Here is a 16,614-nt window from a genome sequence, read left to right on the forward strand (position 1 = left end):
TAGTGATCAAGCGCCCTCCGCCCTTTGCGCCTGCTGTCGAGCGTTGTCCATGACCCAGACCGAACACCTGATCATCTGCGAGCACTGCGATTGCGTGTACGAAAAAGTCGTGCTCGGCAAACACCAGAAAACCTCCTGCGTGCGTTGCGGTGGCGTGCTGCAGCGCTATAACGGCCTGACCATCGAGCAGCGCCTGGCCCTGAGCTTCACCGCAGCCATGCTGTGGCTGTTCGCCAACTTCTACCCGGTGATGAGCATCAGCATGAAGGGCCTGAAGAACAGCGCGACGCTGTGGGACTCGGTGCTGGCGTTGAGTCAGGGGCCGATCACGTTCATGGCGATGGTCGCGGCGATTTCAATCATCATCGCCCCGGCGTTTCAGCTGGTGCTGTTGATCTGGGTCCTGAGTTTCGCCCTGTCCTCGCGGCGCGCGCCGGGGTTCAGGTTGTGCATGCGCTGGCTGGAAACCCTGCGTCCGTGGAGCATGCTTGAAGTGTGTCTGCTGGGGGCGATGGTGGCAGTGTTCAAACTGGCCGGGCTGCTCGATGTGCTGCCGGGCATCGGCCTGTTCGCCCTGGCCGTGTTGAGCCTGATGATGATCCGCATCGCCGGCCGCGACGTTCGTGATTTGTGGGACATTCTATGAAGCGACCACCGACCGCCAGCGAACTCAACCTGTGCCTGTGCCACAGCTGCGGACTGGCCTGCGACATGACCGACGAGCCGCACGAATGCCCGCGCTGCGAGGCGCCGTTGCATCGGCGCAAGACCAACTCCCTGACCCGCACCTGGGCCTACATGTTCGCTGCACTGGCGTTTTACGTGCCAGCCAATCTGCTGCCGGTGATGAACACCGTGATGCTCGGCAATGGCGCCGACAGCACGATCATGAGCGGCGTGCTGGAGTTCTGGGAAGGTGGTGCGTGGGACATCGCCCTGATCATCTTTATCGCCAGTATTGCGGTGCCGGGGATCAAGTTCGTCGCCCTGACGCTGCTGCTGATCACCGTGCAGCGCAACAGTGGCTGGGCGCGCCGTGAGCGCTCGAAGCTGTTCCGTTTCGTCGAGCTGATCGGCTATTGGTCGATGCTCGACGTGCTGGTGGTCGCGCTGGTCGCGGCGCTGGTGAAGTTCCAGGCGCTGGGCGATATCGAACCACGACCGGGCATTCTGTTCTTCGGCCTGGTCGTGGTGTTCACCATGCTCTCGGCGATGAGTTTCGATCCACGGTTGATCTGGGACAACGCTCCGGACGATGAACCGCTCAGCGACGTACCACCTCAAGCAACACCTGCAACGGATGGCGCAACGCCCGATCCGACTGGCGCTTGACCTGACTGCGGCACGAATAACCGGTGGCCAGCGCCTCACCACGTTCGGCCGGCGCCTCAACCTGCCTGGCCCAGGATTGCTCGTAGATCACCGCCGAGGTTTCGCGATTGCGCGCCTCGTGGCCATAAGTGCCGGACATGCCACAGCAACCGGTGGCCTGCGTCGCCAGTTTCAACCCGACCCGTTCGAACACCTGTTCCCACTGCCGCGTGGCGGCCGGTGCGTTGGTTTTTTCGGTGCAGTGCGCCAGCAGGCGGAATGGCTGGGCCGCGTCGGTACCGGTCTGCTCTGGCATCACCTTGAGCAGCCATTCCTGAACCAGCGCGACTTCCGGGCATTCCTGCAGGCCGGGTACTTTCAGGTATTCCTGGCGATAGACCAGGGTCATCGCCGGGTCCAGCCCCACCAACGGCACGCCGACATCCGCCAGCTCACGCAGTTGCTGCGCATTGCGCAACGCCGCGCGGTTGAACGCCGATAGGAAGCCCTGCACATGCAGCGGCTTGCCATTGGCACTGAACGGCGCCAGATGCACCTGATAGCCCAGCCGCGAAATCAGCTCCAGCAGATCCGCCAGCAGCGGCGCCTCGAAGTAACGGGTGAACGCGTCCTGCACCAGCACCACACTGCGCTCGCGTTGCGCCGGGGTCAGCGCCGACAGTTTGGCAACCGTCGCCGGCTGCACATTCCAGCGCCGCAACGCCGCGTGGAAATCAAAGCGACTGAGCAGCGGCACATCGACCATGCCGCCGAGGCGCTCCAGCAACTTGCGGACAACCGAGGCGCCCATCAAACCGTTGTACAGCGCCGGAATCCGCGCCATGTACGGGATGCTGTACTCCAACGACGCGATCAGATAATCCCGCGCCGGGCGCAGATAACGAGTGTGATACAGCTCGAGAAAGCGCGAACGGAACTCCGGCACATTGACCTTGACCGGGCACTGGCCCGCGCAGGATTTGCACGCCAGGCAACCGGCCATGGCGTCGTAGACCTCATGGGAAAAGTCAGCGCCCTGGCTGCGACTGTTGCGCCAGCGCATCCACAAGTTGCTGAAAAAACCCGGACGACGGATCGCATCGGACAGCACATCCACGCCCGCCTCGCCCTGCAATCGTAGCCATTCGCGGATCAGCGATGCGCGGCCCTTGGGCGATTGCGCACGCTCGCGAGTGGCCTTCCACGACGGGCACATGGCGTCATCAGGATCGAAGTTGTAGCAGGCGCCGTTGCCGTTGCAATGCAGGGCCGCGCCGTAGCTTTGCCAGACTTTCTCGTCGATCTGCCGATCCAGTTCGCCACGCAGGGTCACCTCGTCGATCTTCAACAGCGTCGCGCCGCTGTTGGCCGGGGTGGCGATCTTGCCCGGGTTGAACTGGTTGAACGGGTCGAACGCGGCTTTCAATGCTTGCAGCGCCGGGTACAGCTCGCCGAAAAACGCCGGCGCGTATTCCGAACGCAAGCCTTTGCCGTGCTCGCCCCACAACAGGCCGCCGTAGCGCTGGGTCAGCGCTGCCACGCCATCGGACACCGGGCGCACCAGCGCCGCTTGCTGCGGGTCTTTCATGTCGAGAATCGGCCGTACGTGCAACACGCCGGCATCGACATGGCCGAACATGCCGTACTGCAAACCGTGGCTGTCGAGCAGCTCGCGCAGCTCGGCGATGTACTCGGCCAGGTGCTGCGGCGGCACCGCCGTGTCTTCGACAAACGGCTGCGGCCGCGCTTCACCGGCGACATTGCCGAGCAGGCCCACCGCCCGTTTGCGCATGCCATACACCTTGTTCACCGCCGCCTGCCCGACCGCCAGCGTATGGCCCAGGCGTTCAACCGTGGCGTCGCTGCTCAAGTGTTCGAGGAAGGCTAGGACCCGGCGCTGCAGATCGTCAGGATCATCACCGCAGAACTCCACCAGGTTGATCCCCAGCGTCGGCCGTTCAGCGCTTTGCGGGAAGTATTCGGCGACGCCGTGCCAGACGATGTCCTGCATCGCCAGCAACAATACTTTCGAGTCGACGGTTTCAATCGACAGCGGCTTGAGCGCCATCAGCGCCCGGGCATCACGCAATGCGTCCATGAACCCGGCGTAGCGGATGTTCACCAGCATGGTGTGTTTGGGGATCGGCAGTACGTTGAGCCTGGCCTCGACCACAAACCCCAGCGAGCCTTCGGCGCCGCACAGCACGCTGTTGAGGTTGAAGCGATTGTCGGCCTCGCGCAGGTGCGCCAGGTCGTAGCCGGTCAGGCAGCGGTTGAGATCCGGAAAGCGTTGTTTGATCAGTTCGCCCTGCTCATCGATGATCTGCCGCGCGCAACGGTAGACTTCGCCGACCCGGTCTTCGCGGGCGCACAGCGCTGCCAGATCATCTTCTGCCAGTGCGGCACCGTGCAGGCGCTCGCCGCCGCGCAGGATCATGTCGAGTTCCAGCACGTGGTCACGGGTCTTGCCGTAGGTGCAACTGCCCTGACCGCTGGCGTCGGTGTTGATCATGCCGCCGACGGTGGCACGGTTGGAGGTCGACAGCTCCGGAGCGAAGAACAGCCCGGCGGACTTCAGCGCGGCGTTGAGCTGATCCTTGACCACCCCGGCCTGCACTCGCACCCAGCGCTGCTCGACGTTGATTTCCAGAATACGGTTCATGTGCCGCGACAGGTCGACAACGATGCCATCGGTCAGCGACTGGCCGTTGGTGCCGGTGCCGCCGCCACGCGGGGTGATCACCACTTTCTGGTAAGCCGGCTCGGCGATCAGTCGAGCGACCCGCGCCACATCCTCGGCGTCCATCGGAAACACCGCCGCTTGCGGCAGGCGCTGGTAGATCGAGTTATCCGTGGCGAGTACCACGCGGCTGGCGTAATCGGCACTGATTTCACCGCGAAAACCGCTGGCTTTCAGGGCGTTGAGGAACTGCTGGTAATCGGCGGTCAATGCGGTGGCGGGCGACAGCTGGGCAATCATCGGTCAGGAAATCTCGGTCAAAATCGGGCCGTGTGGCGGTGAACAGTTGTGCGCAACGAATGATTGCGTCACGCTCCCGCCATCTCATGGTGCTTATGTTCATTGCTTGACGCCGTCGGGACAAGCGTAAAATCGACCCACAATCCATGACTAAAACGAATGAATCCGCGAACCCTCACCCCTTCCATGTCGTTGTTGCTGGCCTTCGAGGCCGCCGCACGCCATGAAAGCTACACCCGTGCCGCCCACGAACTGTCGCTGACGCAAAGCGCGGTCAGCCGTCAGGTGCAGATTCTGGAAAAGATGCTCGGCATGCGCCTGTTCAGCCGCGAAGGCCGGCAAGTGGTGCTGACCGATGTCGGGCGCATGTATCAGCGCGAACTGGCCGAAGCCCTCGGGCAGATCCGCAGCGCGACCTTGCAGGCCATGGCGTTTGGTTCGGGCATTCACAGCCTGCGCCTGGCGACGCTGCCAACGTTTGGCTCGAAATGGCTACTGCCACGGCTCAAGGATTTCTACACCGCACACCCGGGAATGACCGTGCACTTGCATTCGCGGATCGAAGCGATCGACTTCGACACCAGCGAGATCGACGCGGCGATCTGTGTGGGTGGTGGTGAATGGCCGGGGCTGAGCGCCCTGCCGCTGCACACCGAAGAACTGGTGGTGATCGCCAGTGCGCAGTTGTCGGCAGCCGAACGTCTGGACGCTGAACAGCAGATTGCCGGACAACTGCTGCTCAATGTCAGCAGCAATGCCCAGGCCTGGGCTGAATGGTTCACTCATCACGGCCTGCCGCACCGCAGCATGCGCATCGGGCCGAGCTTTGAAATGACCTCGCACTTGATTCAGGCGGTTCGGGCCAATATCGGCGTGGGGCTGGTACCGCGGATTCTGGTGGAGGATGAATTGCTAAACGGCGAGCTGCTGCAACTGGGGAAACCGATCACCAGTCGGCGCAGCTATTACCTGGTGTATCCGCCGCGTAATGAGGCGTTGCCGTCGCTGAAGGCGTTTCGGGATTGGTTGGTAGACACGCTGTGATCGGTGCCCCCGCACATGCAAAACATAACGAAACGCCGCTCGATGAGCGGCGTTCAGTCAATCCCTGTACTGGCGCTTTAGCGGAGGCGGCGCACTCGGCCCTTTAACGAGGGGCTTGGCTAGCAGTTTGCCGTCCGGGCCATAAAAGAGGCGTCTGACGCTGGGCGGCATCCGCGCCCTTGTCCGCCACCATCAGCACCGCCGCATGGCAGCATCCAGATGACGGGGGCTACAGACTGAGCAACCCCCGCAAAACGCAAAAAAAAGCAGAAACCGTTGCTCCGGTTTCTGCCTTTTTGTAGCTGGCTTTGGTCACTGAAGCCGTGCGTTACAGGCAGTCACGCACCGATTTGCGCAACGACCCGGACTTGGCCCACGGCGGTCCCTGATACAGGGAGACACGGCTGCCGTCCTTGTATTTGATGACGTCGAGAATCTCGTCAGCAGTGACGATGCTCGGTGCAGTGATGCGATAGCCGTTGGAAATCGAAGTCTGCGTGGTCTTCGGAATGTCCTGCTGCCACAACGGCAACAAGCACGCGGCATAGTCTTTAGGCGCCTTGGTGCTGGTCTTGCTGAGATTCGGTTCACCCGGTACCAGCGACGCCGGCAATGAGCAACCTGCCAGCAATGCCAACGCCAAACTCCCGATCCATATCCGCATGGTGTTTCCCTGATCTGAAAAAAAGCGAATGTACCGTGTAACTGGGTGCACATCCATCGTGGCACCGCGTCAACGGGGCATTTGGACAAATATTTACATCCATTCAGCCCAGTGGCAGACGAGCTGTGCATCATCGACCCAAAATGCGGCTACTCTTTTCTACCGAGAATGTTCCGGAGGTGATCATGCGGCTCAATGAATACGAACACGAACTTCAGCGCGACCTGCAGGCTGTTGCATCGGATCTGAGATGGTCAGCGGTCGACCTCAAACGCATTGCCGAACAACTGCGCAAGAGCGGCAATGAAGCGGATGCCCAAGCCGTGCTCAGGTCCTGCGAGGTGCTGCAAAGCGATGAAGAGCGGCTGCAGCTATATGCCAAAGAAGTGAAGACGCGCTCCATCAGCCGAACCAAAGTTCACTGACAACACCCGCCCCTCAACAAAAGCCCCGGCAATCACCGGGGCTCTTTCGTTACATTGACTTCAACTTGCGGTGTGACTTCGCGCCCGCGCCGAGCGTTGTTTGTAACCCGGCAACGCGGCGGCGTAAGCCAGCGCCTCTTCTCTGCTACCAAACGACGCAAGCCGGTCGCCCTGGGTACAAACCCGCCATGGGCCATTGTTTACGCTGAGTACGTCGTAGCCGTTCATGTGCATCTTGTTCAGTACAGGAATGCTCATGGGCACCTCCTTTTCTGCCAGCGATGGATTCAGCCTTACCTTTTTACCTTACACCCTGCTGCCAGCGGTGTGCCGACCGGGTGTCGCGAGAGCGATGCGCCAAGGTGCTGGCACTTTCTGTTCGATCCGACGCTCAAAACCCCGACGGAACCTTTAATCCGTGGGCCGGCTCGAATATTGCAGTTTTATTTCATTTTTGTGACATGCCGCAAAAAGGTAACAGATGAAAGTACGCGCCACCGTCATTTGCGAGCAGGATCGACACGTTCTCCTGGTGCGAAAACCCAGATGCCGCTGGACATTGCCCGGCGGCAAGGTCGAGCCCGGAGAAACCAAAGTCGGGGCGGCAACGCGCGAGCTGCAGGAAGAAACCGCACTGGCTGCCGAGCAGATGTTGTACTTGATGGAGTTGCAGAGCGGCAGCACCCAGCATCATGTCTACGAGGCCTCGGTGCCGGACCTTGAGCAATTGCGCCCGCAAAACGAGATCACCGAATGCATCTGGCATCCGCTGGATGCCGTGCAGAATCTGCCCACCAGCGACGCAACGCTGCGCATCGTGCAGGCATTTCAGCGGCGTTTGTGAGGTTTCAACCGGCGAACGCTCGGCGTCCGGCGCTCATTTCCGTGCGCAATTCGCCGATGAAGTTGGAAATATCGCGGATCGTCACCAGGTGTTCCGGCGACACACCATTGAGCAACAACTCGACCCGTCCGGAGTCTGGTTCGTAAACCTTGATCCGCAACAGTCCCTGCTCCACTTGGGTGCATTCGCACTCAAGTGGCGGAAAGCCGGATTCGACTATCCGGCAAATGTCGGCAATGGCTAGCATGGGCGCACGCCTCGCAGGCGATGAGTCGGTCGACCCGTTGAGCATAGATGAGCCTGCGCTGACCTGCTGTCCCGGCAACTGCCAACCCGATCACACTTCTGACGCAGTCTCAGTGCGCGTCATGGTCCCAGACCCAGTTCCACATTCCCGGTAGCTGCACCGGCTCCGAACTTTGCTGAACCGTGCGTGCCAGCGCTGCCTTCTCCAGCGCCGCGTGATCATCGTAAAACGGTTTGTCCGCCAGCCTCACGCCAGTGGCTGCGGCACTGTCGAGGAGGATTTGCAGGTATTCGCGGGTATGTCGCGCGGTATAGCGGTTGAGGTCATGAAAGGTCACCACCACCGGAATCACCCCGTCCACGGTGGGAAATTCGCCGAGGGCAATCCGTTCGCGGACTTCCGATAGCTGCCGCAGCATGTTCGCCCGCCGCCTGGGGCTGGCGTTGAAGCCCCAGATCTTGCCGTCGTTGGCGCTCAGATCGGTCAATAACACGTGCAGACCGTGCTGCTGATAGGCGGCGAACGTGCGTTTGTCGTAATTCCAGAACGGCGGCCGCAGCAGGACCGGTGCAGCCCCGGTGATCGCGGCGATATCCGCCGTGCCGTTGGTCAATGACTGCTCCAATTCCTGTGGGTCGAGCAAGCGATGATTGGTGTGCCAATGGGTGGCGGTGTGGAACCCCAGGATGTGTCCTTCGGCGTGCTCGCGACGCATGATGCCGCGCCCGATCTCACTGTTGCCGGCCCGGGGCGCACGGGTCTGGACGAAGAACACCGCCTTGATGTCCGGTTGCACCGGGTTGGTCTTGAGGCTGTCGAGCACCGTCGCCGACGGGTTCCAGAAGCTCGAAGCGCTCGGGCCGTCATCAAACGTCAGCAGAAACCGCACCGGGGCCTGGGCCTTGAGGCGGGTTGCGGTTTGCGCAGTCATCTCGATGGGCGCCGCAATGCAGCCGGCCAGCCCAAGCGCGATGGCCGCTGCACAGAGAAGGTTGAACGCGTATTTCATGTTTTGCCTTGCACCTGACCATTGCGGTCCTGTTGTCGTCTGGCAAAACTCCCTCGCCCTGATCCATCCCTGCGCCCGACTTCGCGAGCCAGGTTTGGATAGGGTACACAGGGTTTGGTTCCGGCGCTCGCTCAGTCAGCCAGTGCCTGTTGAAACGAGGTATCGATGATCCCGGCAGTGGCCAGCGGCGACGGCAATGCCTTGACCTTGAACAGGAAATCCGCAGTGCTTTGCAGGTCGGCTGCGGCCTGTTGATCCACCGGGCCGATCGTCATGTGCGCCTGACGCAACCAGTGCCGCGACACCTGCTGATCGAGGTTGGCCTTCTTCGCCCACACGTCAGCGTACTCGTCGGTATGGCTGTCGACCCAGACCCGAGCCTGCTTCAAACGCCGGAGAAAATCGGCGATTGCTTCGCGTTTGCTGTCGATTGACGGCGCCGACGCCGCAATGGCGCTGAGGCCCGGCATCAGGTTTTTCGCGGTGAGGATCGACCGCGCGCCAGAAAATACGATTTGTTGGGAGATGTACGGTTCCCACACCGGGAACGCGTCGATGCTGCCCTGTGGCAACGCAGCCGCCGCATCGATCGGCATCAACTTGACGAAGTCGACGTAATTTTCCGGCAGACCGCCCTGCTCCAGCGCCCGCAAGGTCAATTGTTGGCTCCAGGCCCCGGGCCAGTAAGCGACCTTCTTGTCCTTCAGATCGGCGATGGTTTTCACCGGTGAATCTTTCGGCACCAGCAGCGCGATGGTGTCCGGGTTCTGCCGCGACACACCGATCAATTTCACCGGTGCCTGTTTGGCGGCGAGAAACAGGAAACCGGAATCCCCGAGAAAGCCCAGATCCAGCGACCCGGTCTGCAACGCCTCGGCCAATGGTGCCGCAGCCTGGAAATGCTTCCAGTCGACGCGGTAAGGCGCGTCTTTCAATACACCGGAGGCTTCTATCGAGGCGCGGATGTTGTAGTAGTTCTGATCACCGACGTGCAGAACCAAGGGCTCAGCGGCGTAGGAAAATGGTGCGGCGAACAGTCCAGCAATCAATGTGGTGCGGAGGAATCGGAAGCGCTTCATGGCGGGTCCTGCAATGGGATTTTGCATAGACCATAACGCTCTTGATTGAGCACTTTTAAATTCGATTAATGCATAAGCTCAGCACCCTGAATACTCACTGTTCGCTGCGCAACAGTGCCTTGGCACACTGTTGTTCCGGCAACAGTTTCACACCGTGAAATCTGCTCCAACTCCCGTAAACACGGGCTTCGGCGCACATGGCACAGAGCCTGCAATATTCCATTCATGCAGGAAGCATTCGATAAAAATATCTTTTTTGACATAAAAACAGTGCCTTTGCCGGAGCGCCCCATGACATCGTTCTTACCGCTTTCCCGACTCAAAACGCTGCTGGTCGCCAGCGCCATGGCACTGAGCCTGCAACCGCTGGCCCACGCTGCAGAAACCGCGCCCGCCGAGGTTCATCTGGATTACGCCTACTACTCACCCGTGAGCCTGGTGCTCAAGCATTTCGGCTTCCTCGAAAAAGCCCTGCCGCAGACCACAGTCAGTTGGGTGCTCAGCCAGGGCAGTAACCGTTCGCTGGAATATTTGAACAGCGGCGGCGTCGATTTCGCCTCCAGCGCCAGCCTCGCCGCCGTGCTGAGCCGCGCCAACGGCAGCCCGATCAAATCGGTCTATGTCTACAGCCGCGCCGAATGGACCGCATTGGTGGTGCGCAAGGATTCGCCGTACCAGAGTGTCGCCGACCTCAAGGGCAAGAAAATCGCCGCCACCAAAGGCACCGATCCTTATCTGTTCACCCTGCGCAGCCTGCAACAGGCCGGGCTGAAAAAAGACGACGTGGAACTGGTCCACCTGCAACACCCGGACGGCCGCACCGCGCTGGAAAAGGGTGACGTCGATGCATGGGCCGGCCTTGACCCGCACATGGCCGCCAGCCAGGTGCAGGCCGGTTCGCGCCTGCTGTACCGCAACCCGGCGTTCAACAGTTATGGCGTGGTCAGCGTCACCGAGCAGTACGCCAAGGAACATCCGCAGACCATCGACACCGTGATCAAAGCCTACGAGCAGGCGCGGGAATGGGCGTTGAAAAACCCCGACGAGTTCGCCGCCCTGCTCGCCAAAGAGTCCGGCCTGCCGCTGGACGTGGCCAAACTGCAGCTGTCGCGCACTGACCTGAGCAACCCGCAGCTGACCGCCAACGACGTGCAGGCATCCAAGGCGGCGGCGCCGATTCTGGTCTCCGAGGAATTGGTACGGCGTGGAGTGAATGTCGATCAAGTCATCGATCAGTTGCTCGACAGTGGCGTGCAGCAAGCCGTCGCCCGCCAGTAATCGAACAGACTTCCCGCGACGCCGTGCCCGACGCGGATTCGCGGTGAGCGGAGCCCACGTATGACCACTCGCAGTAACGAACTGCCCGCGCCTCGGAGCTTGTCGAGGCCGCGCCCTATCCCCTTCAACCCAACGTGGCGACGGCGCTTGAAAGGTCTGGCCCTGCCGCTGCTGATCGTGGTCGCACTCGAGTTCATCGTGCGCATCGGCTGGCTGCCGTCCTACCAGATGCCCGCCCCCAGCGAGATCGCCCTGACCCTCACCGACCTCGCCGAAGGGGCCTTGTGGAAACACATCGGCGCCAGCCTGATTCGCGTATTGCTCGGGTTTGCGATTGGCGCCAGCCTGGCGCTGGTGTTTGCCGCCTGGGTCGGCCTGAGCCGCGAGGCCGAGGCGTATCTGGAACCGACGTTCGCCGCCCTGCGCTCGATTCCGAGTCTGGCCTGGGTGCCGCTGTTGCTGCTGTGGCTGGGCATCGATGAAACGTCGAAAATCGTGCTGATCGCCATCGGTGCGTTCTTTCCGGTGTACGTCAACGTGGTCGCGGCAATTCGCAACATCGATCGCAAACTGGTGGAGGTCGGGCACATCTATGGCTTCAGCCGCTGGCAATTGGTTCGGCGGATTCTGTTGCCCGCCGCCCTCCCCGGCCTGTTCACCGGGTTGCGCAGCGGCATGAGCCTGGCATGGATGTTTCTGGTGGCCGCCGAGCTGATCGCTGCGACCAAGGGCCTGGGTTATCTGCTCAGCGACGGACGTGAAACTTCGCGGCCGGACATCGTGCTGGCGGCAATCATCGTGCTCGCCCTGCTCGGCAAACTCAGCGACGGATTGCTTGCGCTGCTGGAGCGCCGCTGGCTGGCCTGGCGCGACACGTTCACCGGCCAAGAGGCGAAGGCGTGATCCTCAATCCTCCCGCGTCAAAACCTCCAGCAACTCGATCTCGAACAGCAGATTCGAATTCGGCGGGATCTTGCCCATTGTCCGCTCGCCATAACCCAGATGCGCCGGCACCAGCAGCTTGCGCTTGCCGCCCACCTGCATGCCCATGAGTCCCTGATCCCAGCCCTTGATCACCCGGCCGGTGCCAATCACGCACTGAAAGGGTTTGCCACGGCTGTGGGAAGAATCGAACTCGCTGCCGTCTTCCAGCCAACCGGTGTAATGGGTGGTGATCAGCGCGCCTTTGACGGCGGCCTTGCCCTCGCCCACCTGGAGATCGATTACCTGCAGTTCATCATTCATGACATTCACTCTATTGTTCAGCTGGCGGCCGTTTTCCCAGAATTGGCGATGATTGGCAACCCGCAAACGCAGATCAACGCTGTATCCGAAGTGAGTGACGAAGCATTAACATAGCCAACCGCCATTACTTCACGGATCCTCTCGTCATGCTGGCAAAGCCCCAATGATTCAACTCTGGGTCAGCCTTGCCATTGGCATTGTCATGCTTGCCGTGATTGTCGTACTGGTTTTGCGCGAACGCGATTTGCGCCGTCAGTTGGCTGAATTCCGAGAACTGCTGACCCGCGCCACTGAAGGCAGAAGCATCCATCAGGACAACGACGCCGAGCGTTTCAAACGCAGTCAGTACTTTGCGCGGATTGGCACCTGGGATTGGGAAGTCGACACCGATCGGCTGTACTGGTCAGACGCGATCTACGGCATGTTCGGGTTCAAGATCGGCGAGATCACGCCGTCCTATGCGCTGTTCTGTTCCTGCGTGCATCCAGACGACCGCCTACGTGTGCGCGAAGGTGAACTGCGTTGCCTGGAGACCGGCGAAAACCATGATGAGGAATACCGCGTGGTCTGGCCCGACGGCACGATTCGCTGGCTGCGCGAGACCGGCAACGTGGTGCGCAACGACCACGACGCAGTCATCAAAATGATGGGGGTAGTGCGCGACATCACCGAAGAAAAAGCCTCGGCCAGTTATCTCCAACACCTCGCCCACTACGACCCGCTGACCGGTTTACCCAATCGCCTGGTGCTGGAAGAACGCTTGTCCGAAGCACTGGATCAGGCGCGACAAACCAATACCCGAGTGGCGCTGGTGTTCGTCGACCTCAACGGCTTCAAAAACATCAACGACCACTACGGCCACGCCACCGGCGATCGTGTGCTGATCACCACCGCCACCCGCCTCAAACGCATCCTGCGCGCCACCGACACCGTCGCGCGCATCGGCGGCGATGAGTTCGTGGTGATCCTGCAAGGCCTGGCACCGAGCCTCAACCTGCAGGACGAAGCCCGCAGCATTTGCCAGAAAATCTTCATCGAACTGTCCCCGCCCATCAGCATCGGCAACGATCTGCGCCACATCGGCACCAGCCTTGGGGTGGCGGTGTTTCCCGATCATGCACCGACCATGGATCGGCTACTGCACATTGCCGATCTGGCGATGTATGAGGCCAAGCGCAGTGGGAATAATCAGTATCGGTTGGGGGGTGAGAGCCCTGCACGGCTGCATGCGCAGGGCCTTTGAGTTCGGGGATTAACGCTCGACAGGTTGCATCTCGACGATGGTGCCGTTGGTGATCATGACCATCACGTACTTGTCGTTGATTTGCACCCACTGCGCCTGTTCGACCGGTGCCTTCAAGCCTTTCTGTTTCCAGTTTTTCAAGGCTTTTTCGCTGCGCTGATAAATGTCTGGAGCACGGTCGTTGACCTTCAATTCGCGGTCGCTGGTCGGGGACTGGACGGCAGGTTCGCTTGAGGTTTGCGCCGCTTGAACAAGTGGGCTGATCCCGGCAATGCCGGCAACGAGGGCCAGGCTGGCGATTAGGGTTTTGCTGTTCATCGGTGAACCTCCTTCAGAGATGTGATACCTGAACTCCGACTGCGGAGTCGCGGAATCATTCCTTGTTTTTTGCCTGGGCTGGCCGGGGGATTGTAGTGGGCAGACAGGCCGCCTTCGCAAGCAGGCTCGCTCCCACAGGATCCGGGCTCAACCGTGTGCTTTTGCGCTAAGATGCCGCGCCTCATTCCACCGTGTGAACAAGGACATCACCGTGAACAGCACCCTCGTTATCGTTTTGGTCGTTGTCGGGCTTCTCGCCCTCTATGCCATCAAGCTCTTCAATGCCCTCGTCGCTCGACGCAACCAGATCAAAAATGCCTTCGCGCAACTCGAAGTACAACTCAAACGTCGCTACGACCTGATTCCCAATCTGGTGAGCACCGCCAAAGGTTACATGGCCCATGAGCGGGAAACCCTGGAAGCCGTGATTGCCGCACGCAACAGTGCAGTGGCGGGGCTTCAGGCGGCCCAGGCGCAGCCGGGCAATGCGCAGAACATTGCCCAACTCGGTCAGGCTGACAGCGCTTTGAGCAGTGCAATGGGCAGACTGAATGTCACTGTCGAGGCCTATCCGGATCTCAAGGCCTCGCAAAACATGCAGCAGCTGAGTGAAGAACTGAGCAGCACCGAGAACAAAGTCAGTTTCTCTCGCCAGGCCTACAACGATGCGGTGATGGCCTACAACACCCTCAAGCAGAGTTTCCCGGCAGCGTTGTTCGCGCCTTTGTTCGGCCACGGCGCTGACGCATCCCCGCTGACGTTTGCGGATAGTGCGGCCATTCAGGAAGCACCAAAGGTTTCGTTCTGACTCCCTGCCAACGGATGGCGACATGAATTTTTTTGAACAACAGCGCCAAGCGAAGCGCCGCACCGTGCTGCTTATCTTTTTGATGATCTTTGCCGTAGTCAGTCTGATCGCGGTCTCTTGCGTGCTGATGACAATTCCAGTCGAGGATGGCGACGGCAAAGTCCTGATGGATCTGGAACTGGACTGGCTGTTGGTCGCAACCGTTTCGGGAGTGATCGTCAGCATCGTACTGCTGGGCAGTCTGTCGAAATATGCAGAGCTGTCCGACGGCGGGAAAGTGATCGCACGACGCCTCGACGGTCGCCTGATCAATCACAGCGCGCAGACGCTGGAAGAACAGCGACTGCTTAACGTGGTGGAAGAAATGGCCATCGCCTCAGGCACCGCCGTCCCCTCGGTGTATTTGCTGCCGGACTTGGGCATCAACGCCTTCGCTGCCGGACTTACACCCCAGGACGCCGTCATCGGCGTAACCCAGGGTGCAATCAATCTGCTGACCCGTGAAGAGTTGCAAGGGGTGATAGCTCATGAGTTCAGCCACATCTATAACGGTGACATGCGCCTGAATACCCGACTGGTGGCCATCGTCCACGGGATTCTGGTACTCGGGCTGACGGGCAGCGTGATCTTGCGCGGCACCGAAGGTGTCCGTAAAACCCCGGCAAGTCGCAACCAGCTTGTCGGTGTGACGGTACTGATCGGTTTTGTTCTGTGCATTGCAGGTTTTGCAGGGACGTATTTCGGCAACTTGATCAAGGCCGCGATCGGCCGGCAACGGGAGTTTCTGGCTGATGCCACAGCGGTGCAATACACCCGCAACCCACAGAGCATTGCCGGAGCCCTGAAGAAAATCGGCGGCTATGAGTTGGGCGCCACCCTCAACGCCGCCCACGCCGAAGAATACAGTCATCTGTATTTCGGTTCGGGCACCTCAAGTTTCGACCTGATGGCTTCCCACCCGGACTTGAGTGAGCGCATTCGCCGGGTCGATGCACAATGGGATGGCACCTTCATCAAAATCGCGGCACCGAAAGTCGAGCCGCAGGCCCCCGCTGTGCTGCCCGTACCCGACGCCTTCAGCGGCGTGCCGGCCGCAGCCATGGCAGTGTTATATGACCTGAATGCAGTTCAGGCATCCGTTGCGGCCATCGGCGCTCCGCAGACCGAACACTTGATCGAAGCGCGGCGGGTGCTGGCAGACATTCCGCTGCCACTTAAAGCCGCCGCCCGCAATGTCGAAGGCGCCGAGGCCATCGTGTATGGCCTGCTGCTGTCACGCTCGGCTTCGCTGTTGGGTATCCAACTGGATGCACTGCAGTCGAACACCGACAGTTCGGTGTACGAGTCCTTGAAACTGTTGAGTGAACCGCTGTCGCAGCTCAATCCCGGCCTACGCCTGCCATTGCTTGATCTGGCGATTCCAAGTTTGCGCCAGCTCGACAAAAAAACCTTTGCCAAGGTCAAGCGCAACCTGAACCTGTTGATCGAGGCGGACAACGAAACCGAGCTGCTGGAGTGGACGCTGCTGCGCATCGTCGAGCGCAATGTGGAAGGTGCACCACCCGTTCAATTCAAGTTCGGCCTGTTCCAGTGCGCCGAACAACTGCTGGTTCTTTTGAACGCTCTGGCCCGCGCGGGTCAGCACAGTCAGCCCGTAGCAATGCAAGCACTGAACTTTGCCTGGGATGGCTTACCGTTCCCACAGCCGCAAGAGCTGCCTGCCGAACTGGAAGAGCTCGCGGGGCTCGAAGCCGCCATCAAACGCCTGCGCCACCTGATGCCCGAAGAGCGACCTGCCCTGCTCGATGCCATGACTCGCTGCGTGATGCATGACGGGGTGATCACCGTGGCGGAAGCTGAGTTGTTTCGTGCGGTGGCGGATCTGCTCGACTGCCCGCTGCCACCCTTTCTGGTCACAGAGCCCGACACGGGAACGAGCAAGAATGAGAGCGCAGGCGAAAGGGCCGGCACTTCAGGCATTGGCTTCGTCTGACGCAACGCCATCGCGAGCAGGCTCACTCCTACACGGTCCAGTGCGGTTAACGAGATTTGCAGTCAACCCGCAAACTCGTGGGAGCGGGCTTGCTCGCGAAGAGGCCGGCACATCCAACATTTTCAT

18 protein-coding genes are annotated in these 16,614 nt (G+C 60.6%); 10 read left to right on the forward strand and 8 right to left on the reverse strand.

Annotation, left to right across the window (positions count from 1 at the left end):
- Nucleotides 1-49: 49 nt before the first annotated feature.
- Nucleotides 50-646 (forward strand): paraquat-inducible protein A, encoded by a 597-nt coding sequence (locus PseAD21_RS19940; RefSeq protein ID WP_102357277.1) that lies wholly within the window; start codon nt 50-52, stop codon nt 644-646.
- On the forward strand, nt 643-1,332 hold the full coding sequence (locus tag PseAD21_RS19945; protein WP_102357279.1) for a paraquat-inducible protein A: 690 nt from the start codon (nt 643-645) through the stop codon (nt 1,330-1,332). Before PseAD21_RS19940 ends, PseAD21_RS19945 begins: the two co-directional genes overlap by 4 nt.
- On the opposite strand, the gene PseAD21_RS19950 is transcribed toward PseAD21_RS19945, so the two are convergent.
- On the reverse strand, nt 1,265-4,291 hold the full coding sequence (locus PseAD21_RS19950) for an FAD-binding and (Fe-S)-binding domain-containing protein (protein ID WP_102357281.1): 3,027 nt from the start codon (nt 4,289-4,291) through the stop codon (nt 1,265-1,267). The two genes, PseAD21_RS19945 and PseAD21_RS19950, sit on opposite strands and share 68 nt — an antisense overlap.
- A 159-nt stretch (nt 4,292-4,450) precedes the next feature.
- Between PseAD21_RS19950 and PseAD21_RS19955 the strand changes: the two genes are divergently transcribed.
- Entirely contained in the window at nt 4,451-5,335 is an 885-nt protein-coding gene (locus PseAD21_RS19955; protein ID WP_102357283.1) for a LysR substrate-binding domain-containing protein, read from the forward strand.
- Between the two features lie 328 nt (nt 5,336-5,663).
- On the opposite strand, the gene PseAD21_RS19960 is transcribed toward PseAD21_RS19955, so the two are convergent.
- Nucleotides 5,664-5,999: a hypothetical protein gene (locus PseAD21_RS19960; RefSeq protein WP_102357285.1), complete on the reverse strand. Its 336-nt coding sequence runs from the start codon at nt 5,997-5,999 to the stop codon at nt 5,664-5,666.
- A gap of 185 nt (nt 6,000-6,184) precedes the next feature.
- On the opposite strand from PseAD21_RS19960, the gene PseAD21_RS19965 reads away from it, so the two are divergent.
- Nucleotides 6,185-6,424, forward strand: coding sequence for a hypothetical protein (locus tag PseAD21_RS19965; RefSeq protein WP_095136471.1), 240 nt, complete (start codon nt 6,185-6,187; stop codon nt 6,422-6,424).
- Between the two features lie 60 nt (nt 6,425-6,484).
- Here the strand turns inward: PseAD21_RS19965 and PseAD21_RS19970 are convergent, their stop codons facing one another.
- A complete protein-coding gene (locus tag PseAD21_RS19970) occupies nt 6,485-6,682 on the reverse strand; it encodes a DUF2188 domain-containing protein (protein ID WP_102357287.1) in 198 nt (65 codons plus the stop codon).
- A gap of 223 nt (nt 6,683-6,905) precedes the next feature.
- On the opposite strand from PseAD21_RS19970, the gene PseAD21_RS19975 reads away from it, so the two are divergent.
- Nucleotides 6,906-7,268 (forward strand): NUDIX hydrolase, encoded by a 363-nt coding sequence (locus PseAD21_RS19975; RefSeq protein ID WP_102357289.1) that lies wholly within the window; start codon nt 6,906-6,908, stop codon nt 7,266-7,268.
- Nucleotides 7,269-7,272: 4 nt separating this feature from the next.
- On the opposite strand, the gene PseAD21_RS19980 is transcribed toward PseAD21_RS19975, so the two are convergent.
- From PseAD21_RS19980 to PseAD21_RS19990, 3 genes are all read right to left on the reverse strand, one after another.
- Nucleotides 7,273-7,515: a DUF1652 domain-containing protein gene (locus PseAD21_RS19980; protein ID WP_102357291.1), complete on the reverse strand. Its 243-nt coding sequence runs from the start codon at nt 7,513-7,515 to the stop codon at nt 7,273-7,275.
- A gap of 109 nt (nt 7,516-7,624) precedes the next feature.
- Nucleotides 7,625-8,524: a polysaccharide deacetylase family protein gene (locus PseAD21_RS19985; protein WP_102357292.1), complete on the reverse strand. Its 900-nt coding sequence runs from the start codon at nt 8,522-8,524 to the stop codon at nt 7,625-7,627.
- Between the two features lie 131 nt (nt 8,525-8,655).
- The gene (locus PseAD21_RS19990; RefSeq protein WP_102357294.1) at nt 8,656-9,603 is read right to left on the reverse strand and encodes an ABC transporter substrate-binding protein; all 948 of its coding nucleotides are present in this window, start codon (nt 9,601-9,603) and stop codon (nt 8,656-8,658) included.
- A 291-nt stretch (nt 9,604-9,894) separates the two neighbouring features.
- On the opposite strand from PseAD21_RS19990, the gene PseAD21_RS19995 reads away from it, so the two are divergent.
- Nucleotides 9,895-10,881, forward strand: a complete 987-nt coding sequence (locus PseAD21_RS19995; protein WP_102357296.1) for an aliphatic sulfonate ABC transporter substrate-binding protein — start codon at nt 9,895-9,897, stop codon at nt 10,879-10,881.
- A 60-nt stretch (nt 10,882-10,941) separates the two neighbouring features.
- The gene (locus PseAD21_RS20000) at nt 10,942-11,784 is read left to right on the forward strand and encodes an ABC transporter permease (RefSeq protein WP_102357298.1); all 843 of its coding nucleotides are present in this window, start codon (nt 10,942-10,944) and stop codon (nt 11,782-11,784) included.
- A gap of 3 nt (nt 11,785-11,787) precedes the next feature.
- On the opposite strand, the gene PseAD21_RS20005 is transcribed toward PseAD21_RS20000, so the two are convergent.
- Nucleotides 11,788-12,126 (reverse strand): FKBP-type peptidyl-prolyl cis-trans isomerase, encoded by a 339-nt coding sequence (locus PseAD21_RS20005; RefSeq protein WP_102357299.1) that lies wholly within the window; start codon nt 12,124-12,126, stop codon nt 11,788-11,790.
- Between the two features lie 163 nt (nt 12,127-12,289).
- Here PseAD21_RS20005 and PseAD21_RS20010 point away from each other — a divergent pair, with 163 nt between their 5' ends.
- Nucleotides 12,290-13,369, forward strand: a complete 1,080-nt coding sequence (locus tag PseAD21_RS20010; protein WP_102357301.1) for a sensor domain-containing diguanylate cyclase — start codon at nt 12,290-12,292, stop codon at nt 13,367-13,369.
- A 9-nt stretch (nt 13,370-13,378) separates the two neighbouring features.
- On the opposite strand, the gene PseAD21_RS20015 is transcribed toward PseAD21_RS20010, so the two are convergent.
- The gene (locus tag PseAD21_RS20015) at nt 13,379-13,687 is read right to left on the reverse strand and encodes an RcnB family protein (RefSeq protein WP_102357303.1); all 309 of its coding nucleotides are present in this window, start codon (nt 13,685-13,687) and stop codon (nt 13,379-13,381) included.
- Between the two features lie 211 nt (nt 13,688-13,898).
- Between PseAD21_RS20015 and PseAD21_RS20020 the strand changes: the two genes are divergently transcribed.
- Both PseAD21_RS20020 and PseAD21_RS20025 read left to right on the forward strand, forming a co-directional pair.
- Nucleotides 13,899-14,495: a LemA family protein gene (locus tag PseAD21_RS20020; RefSeq protein WP_102357304.1), complete on the forward strand. Its 597-nt coding sequence runs from the start codon at nt 13,899-13,901 to the stop codon at nt 14,493-14,495.
- A gap of 22 nt (nt 14,496-14,517) precedes the next feature.
- Entirely contained in the window at nt 14,518-16,488 is a 1,971-nt protein-coding gene (locus PseAD21_RS20025) for a M48 family metallopeptidase (protein ID WP_102357306.1), read from the forward strand.
- Nucleotides 16,489-16,614 lie beyond the last annotated feature (126 nt).

It is taken from the genome of Pseudomonas sp. AD21, from assembly GCF_002878485.1.
Classification (GTDB): domain Bacteria; phylum Pseudomonadota; class Gammaproteobacteria; order Pseudomonadales; family Pseudomonadaceae; genus Aquipseudomonas.